Genomic DNA, 12239 nt, shown 5'->3' on the forward strand with positions numbered 1-12239 from the left:
TCCCGAATCAGGACGCGCCGGGCTTGTCCGCCTTCAAGGAGTACATCAGAGGCACCCGCGGCAGACCGGCGGGGAGGCGATAGACCGAGCCGTCCCGCTCCAGCGACCGGTGGCGCTGGAAGAGCGTGAAGTCGAACTCGTGCAGGAAATCGACCCGCAGCCCCGCCGACGCGAGCGCGCTGACGACATCGCCGATCCCGTGCTCGAACTCCACCGACGTGGTGTTGGCGGTGTCCGCCTCCGGGTCGGTGTAGGTACCGGGCTCGTCCCAGACCCGGGGTGAGCGGTCGAAGTAGTCGTAGGTGACGGTGCGGCCGTCCTCGTCGTCCAGCGTGTTCGCGAACGGGTGGAACTCGACCAGGTAGAGGAAGCCGCCCGGCTCCAGGAGATCGGCCACGGTCCGCGCCCAGCGCTCGATGTCAGGCAGCCAGAGCAGCGAGCCGAGCCCGGTGTAGACGATGTCGTACTTCTCCCCCAGCGCTTCGGTCGCCTCGTAGACGTCGGCGGCCACGAACCTCGCGGGCAGGCCGGCCTCGGCGGCCAGCTCCCGCCCGGCCTCGACCGCCGGCAGGGAGAAGTCCAGCCCCGTCACCACGGCTCCCCGGCGCGCCCACGAGAGCGTGTCGAGCCCGAAGTGGCACTGCAGATGGACCAGCCTGCGCCCTGTCACGTCCCCCATCTCGGCGGGCTCGAAGTCCCGCAGGCTGGACGCCCCGGCACGGAACCCCGCCACGTCATAGAAGTCACTGGCGACATGGATCGGTACACGCTCGTCCCAGAGGGCACGATTGAGTGTCAGATAGTCCTCATTGACCATGTGCCGACGATAATGGTCACCGGCGATCCGACCGGAAGGGAGAGCCCCAGATGACCGGAGCCCCGTCCTCCCTCCGCGACTCGCTCCTGGACGCCGCCGCCGAGCTCCTCGTCCAGCGCGGCTACCGGGGCGTGCGGATGCAGGACGTCGCCGCCGCCGTGGGCGTCAGCAGGCAGACCGTCTACAACGAGTTCGGTGACAAGTGGGGCATGGCCCAGGCCGTGGTCATGCGCGACAACGACCGGTACGTGGACGGCATCGACCGCATCCTGACCGAGCACAGCGACGACCTCTACTCCGCCGTCGCCGCCGCGGTTCGGTTCACGCTGGAGCTGTCCGCCGACGACCCGATCAAGAAGGTGGTGCTGACCGGCGCCGGCGGCGACGAGCTGCTCCCCCTCCTCACCACCCAGGCCGAGCCCGTGCTGTTCACCGCGCGGACCCGCATCGTCGCGCACGCGCTGGCCGAGTGGCCCGAGCTCGACCGCGACGCGTTCGCCGAGATCGCCGAGGCGGCGGTCCGGCTGACGATGAGCCACATCGTGCTGCCCACCGAGCCGCCCGACCGGGTGGCCGATCTGATCGCCCGCATGGTCACGCGCTATCTGGACGTCCCTGAAGAATCTGGACGTCCCTGAAGATCGATAATCGGTGGCGCGCCGCGTCCGGCGCGCGCTACGTTCGTCTCTCACCTCGCGGCTGCTGAACCCGAGGACCCGGCGGGGAGCCACCCGCCCGCTTCCCCTTTTCCCGCGCGCTTCGCCGCGCCCGCCAGCAGCCCGAAGGATCTTCATCGTCATGCCCGCTCGCCAAGACCACCGGCTCGTCCGCGTCGACGACGCCTGGCTCCATCTCCCCAACCCCTGGGACATCCCCGTCGAGATCTGCGCCGGTCCCGACGTGCCCCTCGAACCCGCCGCCGTCGACGAGGTGCTCTCGCTCCTCGAGACCGCCGACACGCTCGCCCGCCTGGCGCCCGAAGCGCGCATCACCCGCGTCGCGCTGACGCCCGACTTCCACAAGGGCGCCGGGATCCCGATCGGCACCGTCCTGGAGACCGAGCACGCGCTCATCCCCCAGGCCGTCGGCAACGACATCAACTGCGGCATGCGGCTGGAGGTCACCTCGCTGCGGGCCGAGCGGGTCCGCCCCCGGCTGGACGCGCTCGAACGCCGCCTCCGGCATCTGTTCTTCGAGGGCGGCCGCCGCATCGCGCTCACTCCCGCCCAGCGCGAGGCCCTCCTCCGCGACGGCCTGCCCGGCCTGCTCCTCGCGGGCGACGCGCGGTGGCCCGGTCTGCAGCCGGACGACGCCGACGACTCCCTCGACCGGATGCACGCGCCCGCCTACCCGGCGGCGACCGCCGAGGCGTTCGCCGACTGGGTGGGCAGTGCGGGCGGGACGAGCCACGACAGCATCATCGGCGGCATCGGCGGAGGCAATCATTTCGTGGAATTGCAGTACGTATCGGCCGTACACGACGCCGCCGCCGCGCACGCCTGGGGCCTGTCCCCCGGGACGGTCGTCCTGATGGCGCACAGCGGCTCGCTGTCGCTGGGCCACCAGGCCAACGCCACCGCCCTCGACCGGCTCCGCGCAGGCTGGCCGGCAGGGCTGCCCCGGCCGAGGAACGGGATCCTTCCGTTCCTTCTCGACGAAGAGTCCGAGCCTGCCCGCCGCCCCTATCTGGACGCCTTCGGCAACGCGGCGAACTTCGCGGTGGGCAACCGGTTCTTTCTCGCCCTCACCATGCGGGCGGGCCTGGCGGCCGAGTGCGGCGACCTGTCCTCGCGCCTGCTGTACGACGCGCCGCACAACCTCTTCTGGCGGGACGGTGACCGCGTCGTGCACCGCAAGGGCGCGACCCCCGCGGGAGGTTTCGCCGAGACCGCGGGCGGCCCGTACGCGATGTGGGGCGAGCCGGTGATCGTTCCGGGTTCGATGGGGGCGGCGAGCTTCGTGCTCCGCGGCCTCGGCGACCCGCGGACGCTTGCCAGTGCCTGCCACGGCGCCGGACGGCGCGTCCCGCGCGGGGCGACGGCGCGGGCCTCCGGCGCGGATCTGGACGCGTTCCTGCGGGAGTTCCGCGTGGTCACCCCGCTGGACCACCGCGACCCCGTGGTGGCGCGGCGGTCCGACGTGATGGCCGCGTGGCGCCGCGACCTCAAGCAGGAGGCGCCCTGGGCCTACAAGGACATCGGCCCGGTCGTCGCGGGCCTGGCGGCCGGCGGCGTCGCCGAGCCGGTCGCCGAACTCCGCCCGCTCCTGACCGTCAAGGGGTGAGGCGGGGGTGTGATGTCAGTGAGCGCTTACCTCGTGGGCTACGGTGTGGCTGAACGGCATCCGGAGGAGGCGCGAGTGGACTTCAACCTGCCCGAGAGCGCGATCGCGGTCCAGGAGGGCGTGCGGGCGATCGCCGCGAAGTACGACCAGGCCTACTGGGACCGCTGCGACGCGGAGAAGCGCTGGCCGGAGGAGGTCTGGGCGGAGCTCGTCCAGGGCGGCTGGCACAGCCTCGCGATTCCGGAGGAGTACGGCGGCGCCGGTCAGGGGCTGCTGGAGCTGTCGGTCGCGCTGGAGAGCCTGGCGGCCGGCGGCGCGGGCGGCGCGGCCTCGTTCATGTACCTGCTGACCCCGGCCTTCGGCGGGCTGACCATCATGCGGCACGGCACCGAGGAGCAGCGGCGCGAGTTCCTGCCGAAGATCGTGTCCGGTGAGATCGAGACGTGCTTCGCCATCACCGAGCCCGACGCGGGCAGCAACGCCATCAACATCACCACGCAGGCCCGCCGCGACGGTGACCATTTCCTCGTCGGCGGCCAGAAGATCTGGATCTCCGGGGTGGAGCGCGCCGACTTCCTGGTGCTGGTCGCCCGGACGATCCCGGCGGCCGAGGCCAAGCCCCGCACGGCCGGGTTCACGGTGCTGCTCGTCGGCGTCAAGGACGCGCTCGCCCAGGGCACGCTCAGCTACCAGCCGATCCCCAAGCTCGGCACCAACACCGTCGCGTCCAGCATGGTGTTCCTGGACGACGTGCGCGTCCCCGCCGAGCGCGTCCTCGGGCAGGTGGACGAGGGTTTCGCGGTGCTGTGGGACATCCTCAATCCCGAGCGCATCCTGGCGGCGGCCAGCGGTGTGGGCTTCGGCGAGCTCGTCCTGAAGGTGGCCTGCGACTACGCGCGTGACCGCGCCCCGTTCGGCACGCCCATCGGCGCCAACCAGGCCGTCGCCTTCCCGCTCGCCCGGATCAAGGCGCAGGTCGAGCTGGCCCGCCTCATGACCTACAAGGCGGCGTGGCTCTGGGACCGGGGGCGGCCGTGCGGCTCGGAGGCCAACATCGCCAAGCTCACCGCCGCCGACGCGGCGTGGCAGGCGGCCGACCGGGCGTTCCAGACGCACGGCGGCATGGCCTACTCGCTGGAGTACCCGGTGGCACGCATGTTCCGCGACGCGCGCATCGCCAAGAACATCCCGGTCGCCGAGGAGCTCGTGCTCGCCCACATCGCCCAGCACGAACTCGGCCTGCCCAAGTCCTACTGACGTTCGGCTGGTGTCAGCCGAACCGGGCGGGACGCTTCTCGCGGACGGCGGCGACGCCCTCGCGAACGTCTGAGCCGGTGAACCCGAGGAACTCCATCGCCAGCGAGGCGTCGAAGGTGGGCCCGGCCATGCGCAGCCAGTTGTTGAGGGCGTGCTTGGTGAACCGCACCGCCTCGGCCGCGCCGTCGGCGAGCCGTCCGGCGATCTCCAGCGCCCGCTCGTGCACCTCGTCGTCGTCGACGCTCAGGCTGACGAGCCCGATGCGCTCGGCCTCCGCGCCGGTGAGCACGTCGTTCAGCAGCAGGTAGTACTTGGCCTTGGCCATGCCGCACAGCAGCGGCCAGATGATCGCGGCGTGGTCGCCGGCGGCGACGCCGATGCGGGTGTGGCCGTCGAGCAGCTTGGCCGTGCGCCCGGCGACCGAGATGTCGGCCAGCAGGGCGACGGCCAGCCCCGCGCCGACGGCCGGACCCTGGATCGCGCTGACGACCGGCTTGCCGCAGTTGACGATGTTCATGACGATGTCGCGGGCCTCGCGCAGGATCCGGGTGCGGACCGCGTGGTCGGTCATCATCTCCTCGATCATGGCCAGGTCGCCGCCCGCGCAGAACGCGGTGCCCTCGCCGCGCACCACCACCGCGCGCACGCGGTCGTCGGCGTCGGCGTCGCGCCAGATCTCGGCGAGCTCGCGGTGCCCGACGGTGTCGACGGCGTTGAGCTTGCCCGGCCCGCTGATGGTGACGCGCAGCACCCGCGGCGCGGCCCAGTCGATCTTCAGCCGCTCGTACGCCGCGTACCGTGCCAGGTCGTCCCCTGCCAGCTCGTCACTCATGCCGCACCCATCTCCCCGGAGATCGCGTCGTCGAACGCCGCGCGCAATCGTCGCACAGCGAACTCCATCGCCTCGACCCCGGCGTCGAAGATCTCGGGCAGCAGGAAGAACGCGTGCACGACCCCGTCGAAGCGGCGGAGCTCGACCGGCACTCCCGCCGCTCGCATCCGGTGCGCGTAGGCCTCTCCCTCGTCGCGGAGGATGTCGTATTCGGCGGTGATGACCGTGGCGGGGGCGACCCCGGCGAGGTCGGGCGCGCGCAGCGGGGCCAGCCTCGGATCGGCGGGGTCGGCCACGCCACGGTAGAGCTCCATGAACCGGGCCAGGGCGGGGCCGTCGAGGCCGTACCCCGTCGCGAACTCGGCATGGCTGGGGGTGTCCATGGCGGTGTCGGTGACGGGATAGACGAGCAGCTGATGGGCCAGGGGCAGGGCGCGTTCACGGGCGAGCAGGGCGACCACGGCGGCCAGGTTGCCGCCCGCGCTGTCGCCGGCCACCGCGACCGCCCGCGCGTCGACGCCGTACGGCCCGGGATCGCGCACGACGGCCGCCGTCACCGCCCACGCGTCCTCGACCGCCGCCGGGAACGGGTGCTCGGGGGCGAGCCGGTAGTCCACGCTGATCACCGCGCAGCGGGCGCGGGCGGCCAGCTCGCGGCAGGCGGCGTCGACGCACTCCAGATCGCCGATCACCCAGCCGCCGCCGTGGAAGTAGATCACCGCGGGCAGGGGCGGGCCGCCGGGCGGCACCGGGCGGTAGAGGCGCACGGGCACGGGCCCGCCCGCCGCCGGAACGGCCGTGTCGATCACCTGCGGCAGATCGCGCCGGGCCGCGAAGACGGCCGCGCCCACCTCGCGCCGCATGTCCTCGATCGTGGGCTCGGGCCCCGCGAGCGCCGTCAGGGCGCGGACGTCCTCAAGGAATCTGGCGGTCTGCGGGTGCAGGGGCATGCGGCGACCTCCGGTGAGCGAATAGGCATGAACCTACCCACCGGGAGGGACAACGATCAGCGGCCGGACGATCGGCACGCGGCCGCCTCGGCGACCAGGGCCTCGAACAGGCGGAGGTCGTCGCCCTCCTCGGGATGCCACTGCACGCCGAGCCCGAAGCGGTGCCCCTGCAGCTCGACCGCCTCGACGACCTGGTCGTCGGCCCAGCCGACCGCGACCAGGCCCTTGCCCAGCCGGCTGACGGCCTGGTGGTGGTAGGTCGGCACCTCCACCGCGTCCCCGAGGATCTTCCCGATCGCGCCGGCCGCGCTGATCCGCACCGCGTGACTGCCCACCACGCCCGGCCCGGGCGCGTGCCCCTGGTGGTCGACGGCCTCTGGCAGATGCTGGATGAGCGCGCCGCCGCGGGCCACGTTGAGGATCTGCATGCCGCGGCAGATGGCCAGGAACGGGAGGTCGGCGTCGACCGCCGCGCGGAGGAGCGCCAGCTCGAACCGGTCCCGCCGCGGCTGCGGCGGCCCGGTCGCCTCGTGCCGCTCCGCGCCGTACAGGTCCGGGTCCAGGTCCCCGCCCCCCGCGAGGATGATGCCGTCGAGCCCGCCGACCAGGGCGTCCAGGCCGCGCAGACCCGCCATCGGCGGCACGAGGACGGGAACGCCTCCCGCCCGCTCGACCGCGCGCAGGTAGGACGCGGGCAGCAGCGCCGCCTCCCGCACCCACACGCCCCAGCGGGCCGGTTCGAGGTAGGTCGTGATGCCGATGAGCGGCGCGGCGTTCTCTCGCATTCCTGGGTTCCCCTCCTCGGCGGGCCTGGGCCACGGCTTTTCGGACCGTCCGATGCCCGGCCGGTCCCGGCCCAGCTTGCCGCAAGCCCCCGATTCACGCAGGCCGATGCGGGCAGCCGGACGCGGACCCAGGCCCGGACGATCTTTCGTGGCGGCTCCGGCGGACGGTCCGGAACCCCGGCCCGAGCGCCGCCTCCCCGTACCGAATTTGGAAACCTCCTACCCGGTAGGAGGTTTCTCCACCGCACTTCGTGCACCTTCTTTGTCGACCGCCGGACACATTCGTGTCGCGCCAATTCCAGGTTTCACACGGGCTATTCGTCACAACGATCAACTCTTCGAAACCCGGCCTGTTGAGTACCGATCAGTATGCTTGTTCCCGATCAGGCAATGGTGATTACGGAGAATCACGCCTCGACTACTCTTTGCACCCAAGCGGGTGCCTTCGCCTGAATCGGTTGAGTACCAGCGACTTCAGGTGGGAGAATCACTCCAAGCCAGGCTGCTCGCGGGCGTTGGAAACGCCGGGGAACCGCGACGGCCCGGAGACAAAGCCAGGGGGGCGAGCTTGGCAAATGTCATTTGAACCCCGTGTGGTCAAAGAGAATTTCGCTCAACTCGGGACGTCCGGTGACCAGGCGGCCGCCTATTTCTACGGGCGGCTATTCGCGGAGAATCCGCGCCTGCGCGCGATGTTCCCGCCGGCAATGGACGTGCAGCGCGACCGGCTCTTCCACGCGCTCACCAAGATCGTATGGAGCCTGGACAGTCCCGGCACGCTCGCGGGCTATCTCTCGCAACTCGGCCGCGACCACCGCAAGTTCGGGGTGCTCCGCGAGCACTACCCGGCCGTGGGCGCCGCGCTGATCGCGACGCTGCGCAAGTTCAGCGACGAGTGGACCCCGGAGGTGGAGGCCTCGTGGCGGGCCGCCTACCAGGAGGCGGCCGAGACGATGCTGGCCGCCGCCAGCGAGGACGCCTCGCAGGCGCCGCCCTGGTGGGTGGCCGAGGTGCACGACCATGACCGGCGCTCCCACGACCTGGCCGTGCTGACGGTCCGGCCCGGCCAGCCGTTCTCGTTCACCGCCGGCCAGTACCTCACGGTGCAGACCGCGCGGTGGCCGCGCGTCTGGCGGCCCTATTCGATCGCCAACGCCCCGCGCTCGGACGGCATGGTGCGCCTGCACGTCCGCGCCCTGCCCGGCGGCTGGGTCAGCGGCGCCCTCGTCCGCCACACCAAGATCGGCGACGGCATCCTGCTCGGCCCGGCGCTGGGCACCATGACGCTCGACCCCGAGTCCGGCCGGGACCTGCTGCTCATCGCCGGGGGCACCGGCCTGGCCCCCCTCAAGGCGCTGGCCGAGCAGGTCATCATGTCCGAGCGGCACCGCAACATCCGGCTGCTGGTCGGCGCGCGCACCGAGCGCGACCTGTACGACATGGCCGATCTGCACTTGCTGCAGTCCACCTATCCGTGGCTGCGGGTGATCCCCGTCCTGTCCGACGAGCCGGACTTCGACGGAATGAAGGGGCAGATTCCGGACGTGCTCGGCCGGTTTCACGACTGCGAGGACGACGACGTCTACGTGTCCGGCCCGACCGGCATGGTCCGCGACTCGGTCGGGGAGCTCCAGCGCCTCGGCGTGCCGCCGGCCCGCATCCGCCACGACCTGCTCGGCGCGGAGGAGGCGCTGCGCGAGGCGGGCACCGGGTCCTAGGGCCTCACCAGCCCGCGCGGCGCCGGAGGACCTCGGTCGTGCGGGCGTCGGCCGGATAGAACGACTCGATGGCCAGCTCGGCGACCGTGATGTCGACCGGCGTGCCGAACGTGGCGATCGTGCTGATGAACGACAGCTCCTCGCCGTCGACCAGCATCCGCAACGGCACCACGACCTCGTTCGCCGAAGGGGTGACCACGGCCTCGGCCACCGGATCGGTGCCCGGGTAGTCGCGCAGCTCGCGGTAGAGCTGGGCGAGGGACTCGTCGGCGGTGAGCGCCACGTGCCGGCGGACGCGATCGACCATGTGGGCGCGCCACTCCCCCAGGTTGACGATGTTCCGGGCCATGCCCTCCGGATGCATGCTGAGCCGCAGCACGTTCACCGGCGGCTCCATCAGCTCGGCCGGCGCGCCCTCCATGAACAGCGCCGCGGCGCCGTTGGCGTCGATCAGGTTCCAGAACCGGTCCACGACCACCGCCGGGAACGGCTCGTGCGCGTCCAGGACGAGCCGCAGCGCCGACCGCACCGAGTCCATCCGCGGCTCTTCCATCGGCGTCTCGGCGTACACCGGCGCGTAGCCCGCCGAGACCAGCAGCAGGTTGCGGTCGCGCAGCGGCACCTCCAGATGCTCGGCCAGCCGCAGCACCATCTCCCGGCTCGGCACCGAGCGCCCGGTCTCCACGAAGCTCAGGTGCCGGGTCGACACGTCGGCCGCCGACGCCAGCTCCAGCTGGCTCAGCCGCCGCCGCTGGCGCCAGGCGCGCAGTTGCTCCCCGATCGGCCGCACGTCGCTGAGGGATGTCGTCATCGTCGTCACACGGCCGACGCTACCGACGGTCACCGCACGAGGGCGATTACCTCCCATGTAATACCCCTCACCATTACCTCCGACGTAATGGACCGCGCCGGGCCCCGGCCCCGAGAGTGATCTCCAGGCCCGACCAGAGGAGCACGATGACCGAGATCACCCCCGCCCAGCTGACCGACGCGATGCCGTTCGCCCGCGCGCTCGGCGTCGAGATCGACACCGCGGGACCCGGCGAGGTCACGGGGCGGCTGGCGTGGGACGCGGACCGGTGCACCGCCGGCGGCATGCTGCACGGCGGCGCGCTGATGGCCCTCGCCGACACCCTCGGCGCCGCGTGCGCGTTCCTCAATCTGCGGCCGGGCACCTCGACGACCACGCTGGAGTCGAAGACCAACTTCTTCCGCGCCCTGCGTTCCGGGCACGTGCACGCCGTGGCCCGGCCGCTGCACGTCGGCCGCACGTCCATCGTCGTGCAGACCGACCTGCACGACGACGACGGCAAGCGGATCGCCCAGGTGACGCAGACCCAGGCCGTCCTCCATCCCCAAGGCTGACACCTTTACGTCGTAGATTCCTCCCGGACCGGAACCTGATCGAGCTCAGGTTCCCTGTCATGCCCGTCTCGGGGTGACACTCATGAGGATGATCCAGCAGACTGGTGGTGTTCGTCCTGGTTCGCAGAGGTGAAGGGGAGGTCTGATGGGCACCGAGCTCAAGGTCTTGGGGGCGTGCCCGCTGGACTGTCCCGACGGCTGCTCGTGGGTGGTGACGGTCAAGGACGGCAAGGCCGTCAAGCTGCGCGGCAACCCCGACCACCCGTACACCCGCGGCGCCCTGTGCGCCAAGGTCAACCGGTGGCTGGAGCACGCCGAGGCGCCCGACCGGATCCTGTACCCGATGCGCCGGGTCGGCGCCAAGGGCGAAGGCAGGTTCGAGCGCATCAGCTGGGACGAGGCGCTCGACGAGATCGCGACGCGGCTCGGCCGGATCGTCGAGGAGCACGGCGGCGAGGCCATCTGGCCGTACTGGGGCACCGGGACGCTCGGTTTCATCCAGGGCCTGGGCGGCACTCCTGGGCGGCGGCTCTTCAACATGCTGGGCGCGTCCGACCACGCCTACAACATCTGCTCGTGGGCAGGCAGTGAGGGCCTGCGGCAGGCGATGGGCTCCTCGGCGGGCATGGACCCTGAGGACTTCGCCCATGCCAAGCTCATTGTCTTGTGGGGCACGAACCCGCTGACCAGCGGCCACCATGTCTGGAAGTTCATCCAGGAGGCCCGCCAGGCGGGCGCCCACCTGGTCGCCATCGACCCGGTCCGCACCCGCACCGCCCAGCAGGCCGACGAGCACCTGGCGCCGCTGCCCGGCACCGACGGGGCGCTCGCCCTGGCGCTGCTCAACGTGATCGTCGGCCTCGGCGCCCAGGACGAGGACTTCCTCGCCGATCACACGCTGGGCTGGGCGGAGTTCCGCGACCGCATCGCGGAATGGCCGCCGGAGCGCGCCGCCGAGATCACCGGCATCCCCGCGGAATCGATCGTGGCCCTGGGCGAGCGCGTCGCGCGGACCCGGCCGACCGCGATCCGCGCCACCATGGGCCTCCAGCGCAACGCGGGCGGCGGCATGACGCTGCGGACCATCGCGGGCATCGCCGGGGTGACCGGCGACTGGGCGCTGCGCGGCGGCGGGGTCAGCTACTCCACGTCCGAGCACGCCAAGCTCGACCGGGCCGCGGTGCTCCGTGCCGATCTGCGGCCGGGGCCGGTGCGCACGCTCTCGATGAGCAGGCTCGGCGAGGGGCTGCTGGAGCGGGACGATCCGCAGGTCAAGGCGCTGTTCGTGATCGCCGCCAACCCCGGCGGCAGCACCCCGCACCAGAACAAGGTCCGCGAGGGGCTGGCCCGCGAAGACCTGTTCACGGTCGTGCTGGAGCAGTTCCCCACCGACACCGTCGACTACGCCGACATCGTGCTGCCCGCGACCATGCAGCACGAGCACCGGGATCTGAACACCGGCTACGGGCATCTGTACCTGGCGTGGAACGAGGCCGCCGTGGAGCCCCCGGGCGAGTGCCTGTCCGGCACCGAGACGTTCCGCCGGCTCGCGCACCGGATGGGCCTGACCGAGCCGAGCCTCTACGACTCGGACGAGCAGCTCGCCGAGCAGCTCCTCTCGTCCGGGCACCCGTGGCTGGACGGCATCACGCTGGACCGGCTCCGCAAGGAGGGTTTCGTCCGCTTCAGCGTGCCGGAGCCCTTCCTGCCGTACGCGGAGGGGTTCCCCACCCCTTCGGGCCGCCTGGAGTTCCGGTCGCAGCGGGCGATCGGCGGCGGTCACCCCGAGCTGCCCGACTACATCCCGCCGGTCGAGGTCGCCGATCCCGAACGGGCCCGCCGCTACCCGCTGGCACTCGTCTCGGGCGCGCCCCACACGTTCCTCAACACGATCTTCGGCAACAACCCCGAGCTGCGCCGCCGGTCGGGCGGCCCGGCCGTCCAGCTCCACCCGGACGACGCCGCCGCGCGCGGGCTCGCCACCGGCGACCGCGCCCGGATCGCCAACGAGCGCGGCGCGTTCGAGGTGACCGTGGAGGTCACCGACCGGCTGCGGCCTGGGGTGGCGGCCACCACGAAGGGGCACTGGGCCAAGTTCGGCGGTGGCGCGAACGCCAACGCGGTCACCGACGAGCGCGACACCGACCTGGGCGGCGGCCCGGTGTTCCACGACACCCGCGTGGAAGTGGAGCGCCTCGCCTGACGCGGGGCGCTACGGTGACGGGCAGACCA

Annotated in this window: 11 protein-coding genes; 6 read left to right on the plus strand and 5 right to left on the minus strand. The window is 71.9% G+C overall.

The features are described from left to right. Window positions 1-7: 7 nt before the first annotated feature. Window positions 8-817 (minus strand): class I SAM-dependent methyltransferase, encoded by an 810-nt coding sequence (locus ACGFNU_RS22480; RefSeq protein WP_392596380.1) that lies wholly within the window; start codon window positions 815-817, stop codon window positions 8-10. Window positions 818-867: 50 nt separating this feature from the next. Between ACGFNU_RS22480 and ACGFNU_RS22485 the strand changes: the two genes are divergently transcribed. The 3 genes from ACGFNU_RS22485 to ACGFNU_RS22495 all read left to right on the plus strand — a co-directional run bounded on the left by ACGFNU_RS22485 (window position 868) and on the right by ACGFNU_RS22495 (window position 4357). Further along, complete coding sequence (locus ACGFNU_RS22485) at window positions 868-1455, plus strand: TetR family transcriptional regulator (RefSeq protein WP_392596382.1); 588 nt, start codon at window positions 868-870, stop codon at window positions 1453-1455. A gap of 160 nt (window positions 1456-1615) precedes the next feature. Continuing rightward, window positions 1616-3100 (plus strand): RtcB family protein, encoded by a 1485-nt coding sequence (locus ACGFNU_RS22490; protein ID WP_392596384.1) that lies wholly within the window; start codon window positions 1616-1618, stop codon window positions 3098-3100. A 75-nt stretch (window positions 3101-3175) separates the two neighbouring features. Continuing rightward, window positions 3176-4357: an acyl-CoA dehydrogenase family protein gene (locus ACGFNU_RS22495; protein WP_392596386.1), complete on the plus strand. Its 1182-nt coding sequence runs from the start codon at window positions 3176-3178 to the stop codon at window positions 4355-4357. Between the two features lie 13 nt (window positions 4358-4370). Here the strand turns inward: ACGFNU_RS22495 and ACGFNU_RS22500 are convergent, their stop codons facing one another. From ACGFNU_RS22500 to ACGFNU_RS22510, 3 genes are read right to left on the minus strand one after another with little or no spacing between them, the layout of a single operon-like run. After that, the gene (locus tag ACGFNU_RS22500) at window positions 4371-5189 is read right to left on the minus strand and encodes an enoyl-CoA hydratase/isomerase family protein (protein WP_392596388.1); all 819 of its coding nucleotides are present in this window, start codon (window positions 5187-5189) and stop codon (window positions 4371-4373) included. Further along, complete coding sequence (locus ACGFNU_RS22505; RefSeq protein ID WP_392596390.1) at window positions 5186-6139, minus strand: alpha/beta hydrolase; 954 nt, start codon at window positions 6137-6139, stop codon at window positions 5186-5188. Before ACGFNU_RS22505 ends, ACGFNU_RS22500 begins: the two co-directional genes overlap by 4 nt. Before the next feature lie 56 nt (window positions 6140-6195). Continuing rightward, on the minus strand, window positions 6196-6924 hold the full coding sequence (locus ACGFNU_RS22510) for a gamma-glutamyl-gamma-aminobutyrate hydrolase family protein (RefSeq protein ID WP_392596392.1): 729 nt from the start codon (window positions 6922-6924) through the stop codon (window positions 6196-6198). A gap of 593 nt (window positions 6925-7517) precedes the next feature. Here ACGFNU_RS22510 and ACGFNU_RS22515 point away from each other — a divergent pair. Beyond that, complete coding sequence (locus ACGFNU_RS22515; RefSeq protein WP_392596394.1) at window positions 7518-8642, plus strand: globin domain-containing protein; 1125 nt, start codon at window positions 7518-7520, stop codon at window positions 8640-8642. Window positions 8643-8646: 4 nt separating this feature from the next. Here the strand turns inward: ACGFNU_RS22515 and ACGFNU_RS22520 are convergent, their stop codons facing one another. After that, entirely contained in the window at window positions 8647-9453 is an 807-nt protein-coding gene (locus ACGFNU_RS22520) for a helix-turn-helix domain-containing protein (RefSeq protein WP_392596513.1), read from the minus strand. Between the two features lie 146 nt (window positions 9454-9599). On the opposite strand from ACGFNU_RS22520, the gene ACGFNU_RS22525 reads away from it, so the two are divergent. Both ACGFNU_RS22525 and ACGFNU_RS22530 read left to right on the plus strand, forming a co-directional pair. Next, entirely contained in the window at window positions 9600-10007 is a 408-nt protein-coding gene (locus ACGFNU_RS22525; protein ID WP_392596396.1) for a PaaI family thioesterase, read from the plus strand. Between the two features lie 145 nt (window positions 10008-10152). Next, complete coding sequence (locus tag ACGFNU_RS22530) at window positions 10153-12210, plus strand: molybdopterin-dependent oxidoreductase (protein ID WP_392596397.1); 2058 nt, start codon at window positions 10153-10155, stop codon at window positions 12208-12210. Window positions 12211-12239: the final 29 nt, after the last annotated feature.

It is taken from the genome of Spirillospora sp. NPDC048911, assembly GCF_043198015.1.
Classification (GTDB): domain Bacteria; phylum Actinomycetota; class Actinomycetes; order Streptosporangiales; family Streptosporangiaceae; genus Spirillospora.